We start from the raw sequence: 16,408 nt of genomic DNA, 5'->3' as shown, positions 1-16,408 counted from the left end.
AGCCATGACCCGGGCGACCCTGGCAGACGTCGCGGCCGCCGCGGGCGTCAGCGTGGCCACCGCATCGCGGGCGATGTCGGGGCGCGGCGACCTGTCGGCGCAGACGCGGCGTCGCGTACGGGAGGCGGCGACGGCGCTCGGGTACGGACGGCATGCCGCACGCGGCGGACGCCCGGCCGCGAGCGCTCACCTGATCGACCTCGTGCTCGGCCGCTTCCACAACCCGTGGGCCGACGAGGTGACCGCGGGGGCGCACGGGGCGGCGACCGCCCGCGGCTACGACCTGGTGCTCACCGAGGAGAGCGACTTCCCGGGCGACGATTGGCCCGTGCGCGTGCGTCGGCGCGGCTCGGCGGGTGTCGTGCTCGGTCTGATCTCGCCCACCGCGTCGCAGCTGGGCGCGGTGCAGAAATCGCACATTCCGGTCGTCCTCCTCGATCCCCCGTCGGAGGCGACGCACGGCATGCCGAGTGTGCGCACGACCGATACCGCCGGCGCCGCGGCGGCAGCCCGGCACCTCGCCGCCCGCGGCGCGACCCGCTTCGCCGTCCTCGGCGGCGACCCGCCGTTCCGGTACGGACGGGCCCGCCGCGACGGATTCGTCGAAGAGCTCGCCCGCCACCTGCCGCACGCCGACGTCGACGCGACCACGAGCGCGTGGCACGCTCCCGCCGCGCGCGATGCGATGGTCCCGGTGCTCCGGCGGCGAGACCCGCGCGATCGCATCGGCGTCTTCGCGGTGTCGGACGAACATGCGGCCGGTGTCTACGCCGCGGCGGCGGCATCCGGTGCGCGCATTCCCGACGATGTGCTGGTGGTGGGGTTCGACGATGTGCGCGGTGCGCGCTGGATGACCCCGGCACTCAGCACGGTGCGGCAGCCGATCCGCGAGATGGCCGCCACCGCGGTCGGACTGCTCGCCGACGCCGCCGAGGGCGCCCCGCCCCCGAACGCTCCGATCACGCTGCCGACGACGCTCGTCCCTCGTGCATCCACGTGACCGGCATCGAAGGGCGACGGCCTCGAGGTGGTGAGGGTGTGGCAGGGTGGCGACATGCGTATCGCTCTCACCGGCGCGACCGGAAAGCTCGGCTCGGTCGCCATCCGCGAACTCCGCGCCGCCGGACACGATGTCACCGGGTTCGACGCGGTCGGCGCCCGCGCGTCGGGATTCGTGCAGGTCGACCTCACCGACTACGGGCAGGTGATCGACGCGCTCGGCGGTGTCGACCGCACTGCGCCGTTCGACGCGGTCGTGCACCTGGCGGCCATCCCGGCGCCAGGGCTGCGCACCGACGTGGCGACTTTCCACAACAACATGCCCGCGACCTTCAACGTGTTCTGGGCCGCGGCGAGGCTGGGCATCCGGCGCATCGTCTACGCCTCGAGCGAGACGGTGCTGGGCCTGCCGTTCGACGTACCGCCGCCGTACATCCCGGTCGACGAGGAGTACCCGCCGCGCCCGGAGTCGGTCTACTCGATCGTGAAGACCCTCGAGGAGCAGCTGGCACGCGAGCTCGTGCGGTGGCACCCCGACCTCTCGGTGAGCGCGCTGCGGTTCTCCAACGTGCTCGTTCCCGACGACTACGCCGGCTTCCCCGACTTCCAGGACGACCCGATGGTGCGCAAGTGGAACCTGTGGGGCTACATCGACGCGCGCGACGGTGCTCAGGCCATCGACAGGGCGCTGCAGCACGCCCCCGCGGGCTTCGAGGCCTACATCATCGCGGCCGCCGACACCGTCATGAACCGGCCGAACGCCGACCTCATCGCCGAGGTGTTCCCCGGCGTCGAGGTGCGCGGCGAGCCGGGCGCGCACGAGACGCTGCTCTCGATCGACAAGGCCCGCCGCGTGCTCGGGTTCGACCCGAAGCACTCCTGGCACGACCACGTCTGACCCTCGCCGCTCTTCGCTCGTCACTCGTTCGCCGAACCACCCCTTTTCTCGCCGAGCCGCCCCGCTATTTTCGGCGGAGGAGGGCTCGCTCGGCACGAAGGGGCCGGCTCGCCACCCATCGGCGGTTTTGCACTCCGGATCATCAAGTGCAAAAATGCACTGAATGGTCGAGAGTGCAGTTTCTTCGCGTGAGCAGCGGACGCGCGACACCGAGCGCGCGCTGCGCCGTCGCGCGCGCGAGCTCACCGCCGAGCGCGGGCTGACCGGCTTCACCGTCGAAGAGCTGTGCGCTGAGGTGGGCGTCTCGCGACGCACCTTCTTCAACTACTTCGCGGGCAAGGAGAACGCCGTCCTGGGTGTGTCGATGCGCACCGACGTCAGCGAGGCGGAGGCGGCGTTCGTCACCGGTGACGGCGACCTGCTCGACGCTCTCGCGGCGCTCATGATCGCGCGGTGGGAATCGGTCGACATGGACATCTCCGAGGCGCGCCTCGTCGGTGCGGCGGTGGAGAGATCGCCCGAGCTGCACCGCACCTTCTTCGCCCACATCGCCGAGGCGCAGCGCGCCGACCGCGCACTCATCGCCGGCCGACAGGGATGGCCCGACGACGACGAGCGGGCCGCCGTCGCGGTCGACCTCGTCGGCTCGCTCATGCGCCCGTGCGTCGACCGGTTCTTCGCCCACGACGGCACGGTGCCCTTCGCCGATATCTTCCGAGACCGCCTCGCCGTCGCGCGCTCCCTCCTCGACCCCGCCTGCTGACCTCCGACAAGGACCCCTCATGACCTCCTCCGCCCTGGAGCAGCCGTTCCTCCTCACCAAGCGGCGCATCTGGATCATCTTCAGCGCCCTCATCGCGGGCATGCTGCTGGCGAGCCTCGACCAGACGATCGTCTCGACGGCCATGCCGACGATCGTCGGCCAGCTCGGCGGCGTCGAGCACCAGGTGTGGATCGTGACCGCCTACCTGCTGGCCACGACGATCGTCATGCCGATCTACGGCAAGTTCGGCGACGTGCTCGGCCGCCGGCACCTCTTCCTCATCGCCATCGGACTGTTCACCGTAGCCTCCGCCGGCGCGGCCTTCGCGGGCGACTTCTGGGCGTTCGTCGCCTTCCGCGCCATGCAGGGCCTCGGCGCCGGCGGCCTCATGATCCTGTCGCAGGCCATCATCGCCGACATCGTCCCCGCCTCCGAGCGCGGCAAGTACCTCGGCCCGCTCGGCGGCATCTTCGGCCTTTCGGCGGTCGCGGGCCCACTGCTCGGCGGCTACTTCGTCGACCACCTCACGTGGCAGTGGGCGTTCTACATCAACATCCCGATCGGCATCGCGGCGTTCGTCATCGCACTGGTGGCACTCAAGCTGCCGGTGAAGCGCGCCACCAAGCCGATCGACATCCTCGGCGTGCTGCTGCTGTCGACCGCCACCACGTGCCTCATCTTCTTCACCGACTTCGGCGGCGACGCCGCACACGGCTGGGAGGCGCCGGAGACCTGGATGTGGGGTGCCGGCCTCCTCATCGCCGCGCTTCTGTTCGTGTTCGTCGAGTCGCGCGCGGCCGACCCCATCATCCCGCTCAGCTTCTTCCGTAACCCGGTCTTCGTCAACGCGACGGCGATCGGCCTCATGATCGGGCTGGCGATGTTCGCCGCGATCGGATTCATCCCCACCTTCCTGCAGATGGCGTCGGGCACCTCGGCAGCCGTGTCGGGCCTGCTCATGCTGCCGATGATGGTGGGCCTCATGGGAACCTCGATCGCCTCGGGTCTGATCATCACGCGGACCGGGCGCTACAAGGTCTTCCCGATTGCCGGAACGCTCACGACGGGCCTCGCGATCGTGCTCATGGCCGGCATGACCGCCGAGACGCCCATCTGGATCATCTGCGTGTTCCTGTTCATCTTCGGGGCCGGACTCGGCCTCATCATGCAGGTGGTCGTGCTGGTGGTTCAGAACGCGGTGCCCGCGGCCGACATCGGATCGGCCACGAGCACGAACAACTACTTCCGCGAAGTGGGCGCGGCCCTCGGCACCGCGGTGTTCGGCACCCTGTTCACCACCCGCCTGAGCGAGAACCTCACCAGCGTCTTCGCCGACGCCGGAGCGACCCCCGAGCAGGCGGCAGAGGCGACGGCGACGATCGACCCGCAGGTGCTCGATCAGCTGCCCGCGACGGTGCGCGACGGCATCGTCACCGCCTATGCCGACGCCCTCGCTCCGGTGTTCTGGTACGTACTGCCCTTCATCGGCGTCGCGTTCGTGCTGAGCCTGTTCCTCAAGCAGGTGCCGCTGTCGGATGTGGCGGGCCTCGTCGCCCGCGGCGAGGCCGTCGGAGGCGAGGAGGCCGAGCGCCTGGAGGCCGAGCAGCGCGCATCAGCCGACGCCCGCACATCCCGCGCCGCCCGTGCCGCCGATCCCGGCGACGCGAGCAACGCCCCGGGGCGCGATCGACGCGAGCGCTGACGCACTGGCGCCGCGGCGGAGTGTTCACCGGACCCGCCAGCGGCGTATCGTGGTGCACATGGGCACCATCTACTACGGCGGATCCGCCACCCCCATCCACATCGAGGACCGTGCCCTGGCGCACCTCAAGGTCGTGATCGCCACGAAGCTCCGTCGGAACGAGAGCTTCACGGTGTCATGGCAGCATCCGACCGGCGAACCGGAGGGCCGCAGCACGCTGTGGCTGCACCCGTCGATCCCGCTGCGGTTCGTCTTCGACGCTCCCGAGCCGCCGGAATTGAGCCGTCAGTGGATCGAGGACCTCGCCAGCTCCGCCAATTCATCCGGCGGCATCCAGCTGATCACCGAACAGGTGAGCATCACCGACTGATGTGGTCGACGCCCCTCAGCCGCGCGGCGGGTTCGCGTCGGTGACGGGCGCCTCGTCCTCGGGGGGCTCAGGCACGATCCAGAGCCCGTTCGGGCCGCTCGCGGTCTGCATCAGCTCCTCGATCCAGACGCGGTTGATGCGGGGCTGACGACTGCCGAAGAAGTGGAACTGCATCGGCACCGACGGATGCATCCAGAAGCTGCGGCGGCCACTGCCGTCGCCGACCTCGACGTCGAACATGAACGACTCCGCACGGCGCAGCTTGTTCATCACCACGATGCGCAGGTGGGCGAGCACACGGTCTTCGATCTCCACAGAGTTCGAGGAATTGTCGTAGATGAAGCGACCCATGGACGCGAGCCTACCCGGTCAGAACGGCCACACGAACGGCACGTAGAGTACGGCGAACGCGACGAAGAGGGCCGCGAGAGGCAGGCCGAGCCGCCAGTAGTCCCCGAAGCGGTACCCGCCTGGCTCCATGATCATGAGGTTGGCCGGCGTAGCGATCGGCGTGAGGAACGCGGCCGCGCCCGCGACGGTGAGCGCCATCATGAACGGCATCACCGACAGGTCGAGGGTCGCCGCGATCGACACGGCGATCGGGGCGACGATGAGCACGGTCGCGGCGTTGCTGATGAGCTGACCGAGCACGAGGGTGAGCAGGCACAGCGCGAGGAGCACCACGTGCGCGCTCGCGCCGCTCATCGCCGCCAGCACCCAGCCGGCGACGAGGTCGGCGGTGCCCGTCTGGATGAACGCCGTCGACAGCGGGATCATGCCGGCGATCAGCACGATCGTCGTCCACGAGATCGACTGGAAGGCCTGCGGCACGCTGATCGCGCGGGTCAGCACGAGCGCTACGGCCGCGAGCAGGGCCGCGGCGGCGGGCGGCACGACACCGGTCGCCAGCAGCACGACCATCACGGCGAGAACGACGACCGCGCGCTTGGCTCCGCGCCCGAGCGGCACCGAGCGGCGCAACTGCGCGGGCGCGTCCACCGGCAGCATCCCTCCCGAGGCCGTGCGAACCGTCAGGGCATCCCATGTGCCTTGCAGCAGCAGGGCGTCGCCGGCCTGCACCACGATGTCGCCGGTCTTCAGCACCTGTTCGCCGCGTCGGGCGGCCAGCACGACGAGATCGCCGTCGGGTGTGGTCATGCCGGGAGCGACGACGGTGCCGATCAGGGGTGAACGCGGCGCGATGACCACCTCGGTCACTCCCGAGGCGGGGCCGAGGAGCGTGCCGGTGTCGAGCGACACGCCGTACTCGTCTCGCAGCACGCGGGCGTGACGGGCGAGGTCGGTGGGCAGCCGCACGCCCTCGCGCATCGGCAGCAGCGGCTTGCCGAGCAGGACGATCACCGCCGCCGACGCGATCACGAGGGGCACACCGACCAGCGCGAACTCGAAGAATCCGAAGGCGCGCCCGCCGTTCTCGGCGGCGATGTCGGAGACGATGATGTTCACCGGCGTTCCGGTGAGGGCGAGCAGCGACCCCGCACTCGCCATGAAGGCCAGCGGCATGAGCAGCTGCGAGGGCGGCAGCCCCGCGCGGGCGGCGACGACGACGACGAGCGGCACGAGGGCCGCGACGGCCCCGTTGATGCTGATGAGCGCCGACGCGATCGCGACGACGGCGCCGATCGCGAGGAGGAGCCGAGCTCGGCCCGTGCCCGCGCGCGTGATCACCTGCTTGCCCGCCCAGGCCGTGACCCCGGTGGCGTCGAGCGCCTCGCTCACGACGAAGAGCCCCGCGATGAAGAGCACGGTCGGGTCGCCGAATCCGGCGACCGCCTCCGGCAGGGTGAGCACGCCGCTGAAGAACAGCAGCAGGGAGACTCCCACCGCGATGACGGCGATCGGCACGCGGTTGCTCACGAACGCGACGACCGCGAGGGCGAGGATGATCAGTGTGGCGGCGACGGGGTCCACGCGGCCAGCGTAGCGATCAGGCCGCGTCGACGGGCTCTGTCGCGAGCCGCTCCTTGACACGGCGTTCGACCAGCACGGGGATGAACGCGCGCACGCGGGCGCCGTCGAGCTGCGCGAGCTCGTCGGCCGCGATCTCGCGCAGCCGATCCTCGCCGACGAACGGGTACGTCTCGGACAGCCGCTCGAGCACGTAGACGAGCGCTTCGTACTCCGATTCCGGCTGGAGGCGGCTCATACTCGCATTGTCCGCCCCGCCGCGGGCGTCGTCCAGGTGCTTCACGGGTCCGTCATGGATCGATCCATAGATTATGGTCTATATATGACCTCCTCGCGCCGGATCGAGACCATCCGCTCCCTCACGGGAGAGTTCGCCGGCAGCGCCGGACTCGCCGCCGTCGTCATCGGGTCGGGGATCGCCGCGCAGACCCTCTCCCCGGGGGACGTGGGCCTGCAGCTGTTCGAGAACGCCTTCGCCACCGCACTCGGACTCGGGGTGCTCATCGCCGTCTTCGCCCCCGTCTCCGGCGCCCATTTCAACCCGGTGGTGACGCTCGTCGACGCGCTGCTCCACGGGCGGCCGGTGCAGAGCGTTGCGACCTACCTTCCGGTCCAGATTCTCGGATGCATCACGGGCGCCGTCGTGGCGAACCTCATGTTCGGCCTTCCCGCCGTGTCGTGGGCGACGACCGATCGGGCGAGCTGGCCGACGCTGTTCGCGGAGGTCGTTGCGACGGCCGGCCTCCTCACGGTGATCTTCGGTCTCGTGCGCACGGGGCGCTCGCACCTCGCCGCCCCGGCCGTGGGCGCCTACATCGGCGCCGCCTACTTCTTCACCTCGTCGACGAGCTTCGCGAACCCCGCCATCACGGTCGGCCGGGCTTTCTCCGACACCTTCGCCGGCATCGCACCGACCTCCGTCCTCCCCTTCATCGGTGCGCAGCTGGTGGGCGCTGGGCTCGCGTGGGCGTTCGTCCGCGCGGTGTTCCCGCGGCCCGTGGCCACCATCCCGACGGCCTAGCCTTCGCGCTAGCCGACCGACGACGGCCATGGGGAGGGGGTTGACCCGAACAGCGCTCCACACGTGAGACTGATGCCGTGACCCGGATGAGAGAGAACCTCCGCGACTGGCGCCAGACGTCGCTGAACCGCCACCGCGTACTGCTGGCGGCCAAGACCGCGGCCGCCGCCGCGATCGCGTGGCTGCTCGTCCCCCTCCTTCCCTTCGTGAGCAACGAGTACTCCTATTACGCCCCCTTCGGCGTGCTCGTGGTCATGTACCCGACGGTGGCCGCCACAGCCCGCACCGGGGGCCAGACCCTCCTGGGTCTCGCGCTCGGGATCGGTTTGGGCGTCGCGGCGCTCGGCGCGACCGAGTTCTTCGACATCCCGCCCGTCATCCCCCTGGCCGCGGTCGTCGGTGTCGGTGTGCTTCTCGGCGGCATCCGACACCTCGGAGCCGGTCGCGACATCCTCGCGGTCGCCGCCGTGTTCGTGCTGCTGCTCGCCGGACAGGCGGGGTCCGGGGACTATCCGCTGTCGTACCTGGTGACGATGGGCGTCGGCGTCGTCGTCGGGCTCGTCGTGAACCTCGTCGTCGTTCCGCCGCTGTATTTCGAGTGGGCCAGTGGCAAGCTCACCGACCTGCGCGAAGCCGCCGCGGCGTTCCTCGACACCCTCGCCGATCACGTGCGCGAGCCGGATGCCGCACAGGTGGACGCCGCCCTGTCGCACCTCGACGCGATGACCGAAGAGGTCCGACGCGAGGTCGCCGAGGCTGAGGATTCCGCCCGCGCCAACCCCCGGGGGCGGCGCCACCTCGCCGAGCAGCAGCAGAACGCGCGTCGCCTGCGTTCGATGGACCTCACCGTCGCCGCCACGCGCGACCTCGCCGAGGTCATCTCGGGGCGTCATCCCGCGACGCTCCGCGAGATGGACGACGAGGCGCAGCGCCTGTTCGCCGACGCGATCCGCGCCTGCGCCACGCTCACGAAGACGCCGATCGACGACGACGGCCTCGACGACCGTGTGCGCGCCGCGAAGGACGCGCTCGAGCGCTACCTCGGTGCACTGCCGTCGACGACCGTCTCGACCTCGACGATGGCCCAGCGCATCGAGCCGGCGATCTTCCTGCGTCGCCTGGTCGACGCCTCCACCCTGTTCATGGATGACAACAGAGCCTGATCACGACGCCTGTCAACCCCCGCGGTGATTCGGGGTTTCCGACCCTAGCGTCCGAGCACAACCGCTCACGCGCACAGGAAGGGGAAGACGATGTTCTTCCACAAGCAGGAGTTGCAATTCGCCGCCACACCCGACAAGCCCGATGCGATCTTCGCCCGGCGGCTTCAGGAGGTGCTCGGCGGACAGTACGGCGAGATCACGGTGGCCATGCAGTACGGCTTCCAAGCCGTCAACTGCCATCTGCCGGGCAAGTACCGCGATCTGCTGTACGGCATCGGCGCCGAGGAGATGGGACACGTCGAGATGCTGGCGGTGATGATCGCCCAGCTGCTCGAGAAGGCGCCCGTGTCGCAGAGCGAGGAGGCCGTGGCATCGGACCCGACGCTCGCCGCCGTGGTGGGCGGCATGGACGTGCAGTCGGCGATCGTCGCCGGGGCCGGCGTTCGTCCCGTCGACAGCAACGGCAACCCGTGGCAGGGGTCGTACATCACCGCCAGCGGCAACCTCCTCGCCGACTTCACCGCCAACGCCAACGCGGAGATGCAGGGCCGCACCCAGGTGGCCCGGCTCTACCACATGACCGATGACAGCGGCGTGCGGGACATGCTGTCCTTCCTGCTCGCGCGAGACACCATGCATCAGAACCAGTGGATCGCCGCCGCGGCCGAGCTGCGCGAGGAGGGCGTGGAGGATCTCCCCGTTCCGAGCAACTTCCCGCTCAGCAAGGAGGCGCGCGAGCACGCCTACACGTACTACAACTTCTCCGACGGTCAGGCGGCGGCAGAGGGCTCCTGGGCCTCCGGGCCGACGCCCGACGGCAAGGGCGAATTCCGCTACGAGGACGGCCCCGGGACCTCGGTGCCGATGCCGCCGCCGACCACGCCCGATCCGCGCTACTACGGCACCGATGCGAAGCCGGGCTTCATCGACAAGGCCGAGGGCGTCGTGCGCGACGCGCTATCGTAGCCGCGAGTCGGCGCGAGACCGGGTGATCCGCCCGGTCCCGCGCCACGCGGAAGGGGTCGGATGCCTGCTGTCGCCGTGATCGGTGCTCTCACGTTCGTGCTCAGCGCCCTGTCGGTGAAGCTGCAGCGCACGGGGGTGCCCCCGCTCCTGATCGCACTCGCCTGCGGCGCCCTGCTCGGGCCGTTCGCGGCGGGGGTCGTGCAGCCGACCGCGTGGGGCCTCGGATCGACAGAGGTGCTCGAGTCGGTGGCACGGGTCGTGCTCGCGGTGTCGCTGCTCGGCGTCGCGCTGAGGTTCCCGCGGGGATACTGGCGCGCGAACCTGCGCTGGATCGTCGCCAGCATCGCCGTCGGCATGGTCGTGATGTTCGCCGTCGCGACGGGGGCGGTCCTGCTGCTGGGCATCCCCCTGCTGTCGGCGATGCTGATCGCGGCAGCGATCACGCCGACCGATCCGGTCGTGACCACGCCGATCGTCACCGGCACCGTCGCGGAGGAGCGCATCCCGAAGCGGGTGCGTCTGAACCTCTCGTCGGAAAGCGGGCTGAACGACGGGCTCGCGTATCTGATCCTCATGCTGCCGGTGTTGCTCGTCACCACCGGGGGCGCCGAGGCGTGGCGCGAGTGGCTGACGACGACGCTCCTGTGGGAGGTCGCGGTGCCCGTGGTCGTGGGCTTCGGCCTCGGCTGGGCCGCAGGCTGGCTCCTCGACACGGTCATCGCCCGGGGATGGTCGAACTCGACGAGCTACCTCGGCTATGCCCTCGCGCTGGCGCTCGCGATCCTCGCCGGTCTGCGGGTCATCGAGACGGATGCCGTGCTGGGGGTCTTCGTGGCGGGCGCGGCGTTCGGCAACCGCCTGACCGACGACCTCCGCGCCGAACTCGGACGCGAGATCGACGAGCTCGGTCGCGTGCTCATCCTGCCCCTGTTCGCGGTCATCGGCGCTCTCCTCCCGTTCGACCGCTGGGCGGCGGAAGGGTGGGCGCTACCGATCGTTCTCGTGCTCGCGCTGATCGCACGCCGGATCGCCGGCATGTGGTTGACGCGCCCCATCTACGCGCGCCTGCACTCCCGGACCGAGACGGCATTCATGAGCTGGTTCGGCCCGGTGGGGGTGTCCGCGCTTCTCTATGCGTGCCTGGCGGAGCGCCGCACCGGCGACGATCTGGTCCTTCCGGCGGTGCTCCTGGCGATCGCGCTGTCGGTCGTCATCCACGGCCTCAGCACGCGACCGGCCGGCGAGTGGCTGCGACGACGGGAGCGGATGGGCTAAGTGGCGCCGCCCTCGATGCGCACGTCGTCGAGCGCGCTGCCGTCACCCCACCCGTCCGAGGTGATCACGCTCAGTCCACCGTTGCTCTCGAGCACCACGACGGCGATGCTCGACAGGTCGCCGACGCCAGCCTGCCGCACGGCCTGCCGCACGTCAGCGCGCGAGAGCCTCGTGCGTCGGAGCGCAGCGTCGTCGAAGCGACCGCTCTTGAGCAGCACCGTCGGCGACGCCGTCGTCAGTCGGCGCACGCGATGCCATCGTGCGGCGAGGAACGCGACGATCACCTGCAGCGCGAGAAGGAGAGCGAGCGCGATCGCGCCTTCGACGTAGGACACGTCGGAGGACAGCAGGATCGTTGCGAGGGTGGACCCGAGGGCGACCGTCACGACGAAGTCGAACGCGTTCAGCTGGGCGAGCGCGCGCTTGCCCGAGACGCGGATGAACACGACGAGCGCCGCATAGGACGCGACGCCGACGAGCAGCACGCGGAGGACGTCTGACCAGGTGTCGAACCACATGCGCCCGACCATAGGCGCGACGGCGGTCGGTGACTACGGGGTTGCGTCGACCTCGTCGAGGGGTTCGCGCTCGGCGGTCGTCTCGCCGTCGTTCACCGGGTCGGGGATCGGGATCACGGCGATCGGGATGCCGGGCGCGACGAAGAGGAACGCCCGCCGCAGCGCCCCCTCACCGTCGTTGAAGGTCAGCCAGTCCCCGCCGCGAGCCACGGCGTGCTCGATCCGCGCTCGCAGCGCATCCGGTTCGACTCCCCCGATGGAGTACGTCTGTCCGCCGTAGACGACGTCAATGCGCTTCATGGTCACGACCGTTCTTCGACAACACCTTGCCGCCGTCCGCCGAGGGCTCGGGAACGAGGTGCAAGCCGCCCGGGGAGTTCGCCGTGTAGGACAGCGCCTCCAGCCATGCGCCGTTCAGCTGCGCGCGGCGACTGCCGTAGTACTTGTAGACCAGCGAGCAGTTGGCGTGCATCCACACCGTGGTGCGCCCGTCGCCGATGCTGGAATCGTCCTTCCAGGTGAACGTGAAGCTCTCGCCGCGACGCAGCTTTCCGGTGATCACCGTCTGCAGGTGCGCGAGCGCGCGGTCCTCGAAGTCGACCTTCACGCTGTTCTCGTAGATGAATTTCCCCATGGGCTCACCTCCACCGTCACTCAAGCACGTCGAAGGGCGTCCGACCATCGTCTTGACACCGCCGCGGTCAGCTGAACGCGACGACGATGCCGCCGGCCGCGCCGACGAGCACCACCATCCAGGGCGGGAGCCGGAATGCGACCAGCAGAACGAAGCACACCAGCGCGAGCGCGAACGTCGCGGGCCCGGTCACAGCCGTGACGAACACCGGATCGTAGAGGGCGGCGGCGAGGATGCCGACCACGGCGGCGTTCGCACCCGCCATCGCCGCGCGTGCGCCCACGCGCCGCCGGAGGTCGTTCCAGAACGGCAGGATGCCGGTGAGCAGCAAGAAGCCGGGAAGGAAGATCGCCACGAGGGCGAGCACGCCGCCCGCGACGCCACCGGGCCCGACCGACGAGACCGCGCCGAGGTAGCCGGCGAACGTGAAGAGCGGGCCCGGCATCGCCTGGGCGACCCCGTAGCCGGCGAGGAAGGCGTCGGGCGACACCCAGCCGGGCACGACGACCTCGGCCTCCAGCAGCGGCAGCACGACGTGTCCGCCGCCGAAGACGAGCGCACCGGCACGGTAGAAGGCATCGACGAGATCGGCCGCGCCCGACCCGGTGGTCGCCGCGAGCAGCGGGAGCCCGGCGAGCAGCACGACGAAGGTCGCCAGGCACAGCCAGCCGACCGCGCGCGTCACCGGGAACACGGCCGCCGGCCCCGCCGCGTCGACCGAAGCACGGCAGAGCCACAGCCCGACCAGTGCCCCGACGACGATCACGCCGATCTGCGCGAGCGAGCTCGGCAGCAGCACCACGACGACGGCAGCTCCGACGGCGATTCCGGCGCGCTGCCGATCGGGAGCGAGGGCATGCGCCATCCCCCACACCGCCTGCGCGACCACGGCGACCGCGACCACCTTCAGGCCATCGAGCACACCGGCACCGACCGGTCCGCCCACGGCCGTGCCCACGGACGCGAAGGCGATCATGAGCACCGCTGACGGCAGCGTGAAGGCGACGAACGCCGCGAGCGCACCTCCCGCGCCGGCGCGGAGCATCCCGAGACCGAACCCGACCTGACTGGATGCCGGCCCCGGCAGGAACTGGCACAGCGCGACGAGGTCCGCGTACGCTCGGTCATCGATCCAGCGACGCCGCGTGACGAGCTCGTCGCGGAAGTATCCGAGGTGCGCGATCGGGCCACCGAAGGATGTGAGGCCGAGCTTCAGGAAAGCCAGGAACACCTCTGCCACCGATCCGCGAGGACGGGGAGGAGGGGTGGGCACGTCGGCGTTCGCAAGGGGCCCGTCGGATGACACGCACACACGCTACCGTGGCCCGGGAAAGGAAGGTGGTCTGCGATGGCAGGACGACTGGTGCAGCTTTCCGGCGGACGCGCGCTCGGGGTGAGCGGCTTCGGCGATGCCCTCGCGCAGCGTGCGGTGGTGATGTGCCATCCCGCTCCCGGCGGCGGCGGGTTCGATCCCGATCCCACCGTCTCGACCCACTGGGGCGCGCGGATCGTCGGGATCGACCGGCCGGGCTACGGAGCATCCGACGCCTGGCGTGCGGGCGAGCGCCCCTCCTTCGCGACCCACGCCGACGACATCGCCCAGTACCTCTCGCGAATCGAGAGCAGCACCTCGCGCATCTCGGCGATGGAACTCGGACCGTTCGGCGTGGTGGGCTGGGGCCTCGGCGGATACGCCGCCCTCGCTCTCGCGTCGCGGCACCCGCACCTGGTGGACCGGGTGGCGCTCGTCGACGTTCCCGACCCTGGCCGGGTCGCCCGCGAGCGCGCGCCGCAGCCGCCGTTCCGGGTGGCCGACGTCGGCATCGCTCCCGCCGAGCCCGCCTTCGAGTCGACCGCGGCCGGTCGCCGCATCCGCCGGATGCTGGATGCCGCGGCGACGCAAGGCGCCGCCGGGATGCAGGGCGATTATGCGGCAGCGGCCGACGACGACTGGCAGCGGCGGCTCCGCGACATCCGCGCCGACGTGCTGCTCGTCTACGGCGACCAGCACCCGACGGTGGATGCGCATCTCGACGGCCGCCGCCTGCGCCGCCGGCTTCCCCGTGCCCGGGTTGTGCGCGTCGAGGCGGGCACGGGCCTGTCGATCACGACGCACTGGCCGAGCATCCTGAACCACGTCGCCCCACGCCACGGCGGCGTCTCGCCCACTCTGCGCGACGGCGCACCGTAACCGCGGCGCCCGCTCGCCGCGGGGCTCGCTCGAGGCGGGCACTCGCTCGAGAAACCACATTCGCCCCGAGAAACACCGCGCTGCCTGGTTTCTCGGGCCAATCGCGGTTTCTCGGCGAGGATGCGGGCGCGCCACGGGGAAAGGGGCCGGTCAGCCGGGCTCCACCGCCGCATCGGCACTCTCGGTCTCCTGCAAGGCGCGGATGAGGCTGCGCGCGTCGTAGGGACCACGATGGCGACGGCCGTTGACGAAGAACGTCGGAACCGAGGAGATCGACATCGCCTCGGCGTCGAGCATGTCATCCTGCACCCGCGCGGTGACCGCGGATGCGGTGAGGTCGCGTTCGAAACGCTCCACGTCGAGCCCGAGGCGGTCCGCCAGACGCACGATGTCGGAGGGCAGCTGGTTGTCCTGGTCGGCGAACAGACCGCGCAGGAACTCCGGGAACCTCCCCTGTCGCGCGGCGGCCTCGGCCGCCTCGGCCGCCGCGAGGGCGTTCGGGTGCTGATCGGTCAACGGCGCATGCCGCCACACGTAGCGCACCCGGTCCCCGAGTTCGCGGCGCACGTCGTCGATCGACCCCGAGGCCTTGAGGCAGAACGGGCACTGGAAGTCGCCGTACTCGACGATCTCGTAGGGAGCGTCGTCGCGCCCGAACACATGGTCGCGGGCGGGATCGACCGGGCGCACGAGGGTCTCACCCGTCTCCACAGCGGGGCGCACGGCGTCGGAGATCCGGAACACGACCGTGGCCGCCACGAAGGCGATGACAGAGGCGACGAGCACGCCCACGCGTGCTTCGTTCTGCGCCGTCGCGCCGTCGATGGCGATGTCGACGATGAAGAGCGAGATCGTGAAGCCGATGCCGCACAGCAGGCCCCCGCCGGCAATCCGGTCGAGGGTGAGCCCGGCACCGAACTCGCCGGCGCCGAATCGGCGCATGAGCGCGGAAGCCCCGAACACGCCGAGGAACTTCCCCACCGCCAGGCCGACGACGATGCCCCACGTGAGCGAGGAGGTCACCGCGCCGGCGAGGATCTCGGGACTGATGACCACCCCGGCGTTCGCGAGGGCGAACAGGGGCAGGATGACGAAGGCAACGTATGGGGCGTAGGCGCTCTGCAGCCGCTCGTTGACCGAGATCGATTCGCGCAGGCTGTTCGCCGCCGCCCGGGCGTACTCGGTGTTCGGGGACTGCCGGAAGGTGCGTGCCAGTTCCAGGGCGTGTTCGACGTCGCGCCGATTCGGACGATAGACGGGAACGAGGAGGGCGATGGCGACGCCCGCCAGGGTGGGGTGCACACCGGAGGCGAGGAAGGCCATCCACACGATGATCGACAAGGTCGCGTAGACCGGGCCGCGTCCGCTCGGCAGATAGCGGGTGGCATAGACGCCGGCCAAGCCCACGGCCGCGATGACCAGCGGGAGCACGTCGAGACTGTCGGTGTAGACGAACGCGATGATGCTGAGCGCGCCGATGTCGTCGACGACAGCGAGCGCGAGGAGGAACACGCGCAGGCGTCCGGGAACGCGCGGTCCCACGAGCGCGAGAGCACCGACGAGGAAGGCCGTGTCTGTGGAGATGACGACACCCCACGCGTGCGCGTAGCCGGAGCCGGCGGCGACCGCGACGAACAGCACGGCGGGGATGGCGAGGCCCGCGAGCGCGGCGAAGACCGGCACGCTCGCCCGGCGCCAGCTGGTCAGCTCGCCGATCGCGAACTCGCGACGAACCTCGAGGCCGACGGTGAAGAAGAAGATCGCCATCAGCGCGTCGTTGACGAGCGCATGCAGCGTGAAGTCGATCTGAATGTCGCCGAGCCCGATCGACAGGTGCGTCTCCCAGAATGACTCGTATGCGCCGTCGGCGATATTTGCCCAGGCGATGGCGACGAGGGTGGCCAGCAGGAGCAGGAGTGCTCCGGAGCGGTTCATGCCGATCGCCCCGACCTTGTCGGCGATCGAGGCGTGCTTGCGGG

General features: G+C 70.5%; 18 protein-coding genes. 10 read left to right on the top strand and 8 right to left on the bottom strand.

The genetic code is table 11. The features are described from left to right. Positions 1-4 precede the first annotated feature (4 nt). The 5 genes from ACGG9C_RS10095 (at position 5) to ACGG9C_RS10075 (ending at position 4,732) form a co-directional block, all read left to right on the top strand. Positions 5-1,000: a substrate-binding domain-containing protein gene (locus tag ACGG9C_RS10095; RefSeq protein ID WP_194384482.1), complete on the top strand. Its 996-nt coding sequence runs from the start codon at positions 5-7 to the stop codon at positions 998-1,000. Positions 1,001-1,054: 54 nt separating this feature from the next. Continuing rightward, on the top strand, positions 1,055-1,897 hold the full coding sequence (locus tag ACGG9C_RS10090) for an NAD(P)-dependent oxidoreductase (protein ID WP_194384481.1): 843 nt from the start codon (positions 1,055-1,057) through the stop codon (positions 1,895-1,897). A 163-nt stretch (positions 1,898-2,060) separates the two neighbouring features. Then, positions 2,061-2,660, top strand: a complete 600-nt coding sequence (locus tag ACGG9C_RS10085; RefSeq protein ID WP_194384480.1) for a TetR/AcrR family transcriptional regulator — start codon at positions 2,061-2,063, stop codon at positions 2,658-2,660. 19 nt (positions 2,661-2,679) lie between these two features. Beyond that, positions 2,680-4,362, top strand: a complete 1,683-nt coding sequence (locus ACGG9C_RS10080) for an MDR family MFS transporter (protein ID WP_390178607.1) — start codon at positions 2,680-2,682, stop codon at positions 4,360-4,362. A gap of 58 nt (positions 4,363-4,420) precedes the next feature. Beyond that, complete coding sequence (locus tag ACGG9C_RS10075) at positions 4,421-4,732, top strand: hypothetical protein (RefSeq protein ID WP_194384478.1); 312 nt, start codon at positions 4,421-4,423, stop codon at positions 4,730-4,732. 15 nt (positions 4,733-4,747) lie between these two features. On the opposite strand, the gene ACGG9C_RS10070 is transcribed toward ACGG9C_RS10075, so the two are convergent. The 3 genes from ACGG9C_RS10070 to ACGG9C_RS10060 are packed head-to-tail and all read right to left on the bottom strand — an operon-like array spanning position 4,748 to position 6,899. Beyond that, complete coding sequence (locus ACGG9C_RS10070) at positions 4,748-5,083, bottom strand: ATP-dependent DNA ligase (RefSeq protein ID WP_194384477.1); 336 nt, start codon at positions 5,081-5,083, stop codon at positions 4,748-4,750. Between the two features lie 18 nt (positions 5,084-5,101). Then, on the bottom strand, positions 5,102-6,664 hold the full coding sequence (locus ACGG9C_RS10065; RefSeq protein WP_390178606.1) for an SLC13 family permease: 1,563 nt from the start codon (positions 6,662-6,664) through the stop codon (positions 5,102-5,104). A 16-nt stretch (positions 6,665-6,680) separates the two neighbouring features. After that, the gene (locus tag ACGG9C_RS10060) at positions 6,681-6,899 is read right to left on the bottom strand and encodes a three-helix bundle dimerization domain-containing protein (protein ID WP_194384475.1); all 219 of its coding nucleotides are present in this window, start codon (positions 6,897-6,899) and stop codon (positions 6,681-6,683) included. 84 nt (positions 6,900-6,983) lie between these two features. Between ACGG9C_RS10060 and ACGG9C_RS10055 the strand changes: the two genes are divergently transcribed. From ACGG9C_RS10055 to ACGG9C_RS10040, 4 genes are all read left to right on the top strand, one after another. Next, the gene (locus ACGG9C_RS10055) at positions 6,984-7,682 is read left to right on the top strand and encodes an aquaporin (protein WP_390178605.1); all 699 of its coding nucleotides are present in this window, start codon (positions 6,984-6,986) and stop codon (positions 7,680-7,682) included. Between the two features lie 77 nt (positions 7,683-7,759). Further along, positions 7,760-8,845 (top strand): FUSC family protein, encoded by a 1,086-nt coding sequence (locus ACGG9C_RS10050; RefSeq protein ID WP_390178604.1) that lies wholly within the window; start codon positions 7,760-7,762, stop codon positions 8,843-8,845. 90 nt (positions 8,846-8,935) lie between these two features. After that, a complete protein-coding gene (locus ACGG9C_RS10045; RefSeq protein WP_390178603.1) occupies positions 8,936-9,811 on the top strand; it encodes a manganese catalase family protein in 876 nt (291 codons plus the stop codon). 60 nt (positions 9,812-9,871) lie between these two features. Next, positions 9,872-11,086, top strand: a complete 1,215-nt coding sequence (locus ACGG9C_RS10040; RefSeq protein ID WP_390178602.1) for a cation:proton antiporter — start codon at positions 9,872-9,874, stop codon at positions 11,084-11,086. Here the strand turns inward: ACGG9C_RS10040 and ACGG9C_RS10035 are convergent. From ACGG9C_RS10035 to chrA, 4 genes are all read right to left on the bottom strand, one after another. Next, positions 11,083-11,604, bottom strand: a complete 522-nt coding sequence (locus tag ACGG9C_RS10035; RefSeq protein WP_390178601.1) for a DUF421 domain-containing protein — start codon at positions 11,602-11,604, stop codon at positions 11,083-11,085. The two genes, ACGG9C_RS10040 and ACGG9C_RS10035, sit on opposite strands and share 4 nt — an antisense overlap. Positions 11,605-11,637: 33 nt before the next feature. Then, positions 11,638-11,904 (bottom strand): hypothetical protein, encoded by a 267-nt coding sequence (locus ACGG9C_RS10030; RefSeq protein WP_194384469.1) that lies wholly within the window; start codon positions 11,902-11,904, stop codon positions 11,638-11,640. Then, positions 11,891-12,238 carry an ATP-dependent DNA ligase gene (locus ACGG9C_RS10025; RefSeq protein ID WP_071045086.1) on the bottom strand — a complete coding sequence of 116 codons (348 nt, stop codon included), beginning with the start codon at positions 12,236-12,238 and terminating at the stop codon, positions 11,891-11,893. Before ACGG9C_RS10025 ends, ACGG9C_RS10030 begins: the two co-directional genes overlap by 14 nt. Before the next feature lie 67 nt (positions 12,239-12,305). Then, positions 12,306-13,544 carry a chromate efflux transporter gene (gene chrA / locus ACGG9C_RS10020; protein WP_390178600.1) on the bottom strand — a complete coding sequence of 413 codons (1,239 nt, stop codon included), beginning with the start codon at positions 13,542-13,544 and terminating at the stop codon, positions 12,306-12,308. Positions 13,545-13,586: 42 nt separating this feature from the next. Between chrA and ACGG9C_RS10015 the strand changes: the two genes are divergently transcribed. Further along, positions 13,587-14,429, top strand: coding sequence for an alpha/beta fold hydrolase (locus tag ACGG9C_RS10015; RefSeq protein ID WP_194384468.1), 843 nt, complete (start codon positions 13,587-13,589; stop codon positions 14,427-14,429). A gap of 150 nt (positions 14,430-14,579) precedes the next feature. Here the strand turns inward: ACGG9C_RS10015 and nhaA are convergent, their stop codons facing one another. Next, positions 14,580-16,364, bottom strand: a complete 1,785-nt coding sequence (gene nhaA, locus ACGG9C_RS10010; RefSeq protein ID WP_194385406.1) for a Na+/H+ antiporter NhaA — start codon at positions 16,362-16,364, stop codon at positions 14,580-14,582. Between the last annotated feature and the right edge of the window lie 44 nt (positions 16,365-16,408).

The sequence above is a fragment of the Microbacterium sp. MTN4-26 genome, from assembly GCF_042846595.1.
Taxonomy (GTDB): Bacteria; Actinomycetota; Actinomycetes; order Actinomycetales; family Microbacteriaceae; genus Microbacterium; species Microbacterium luteum.
Note: the sequence above shows the minus strand (reverse complement) of the source record. Positions and strands in the feature narration are given on the sequence as shown.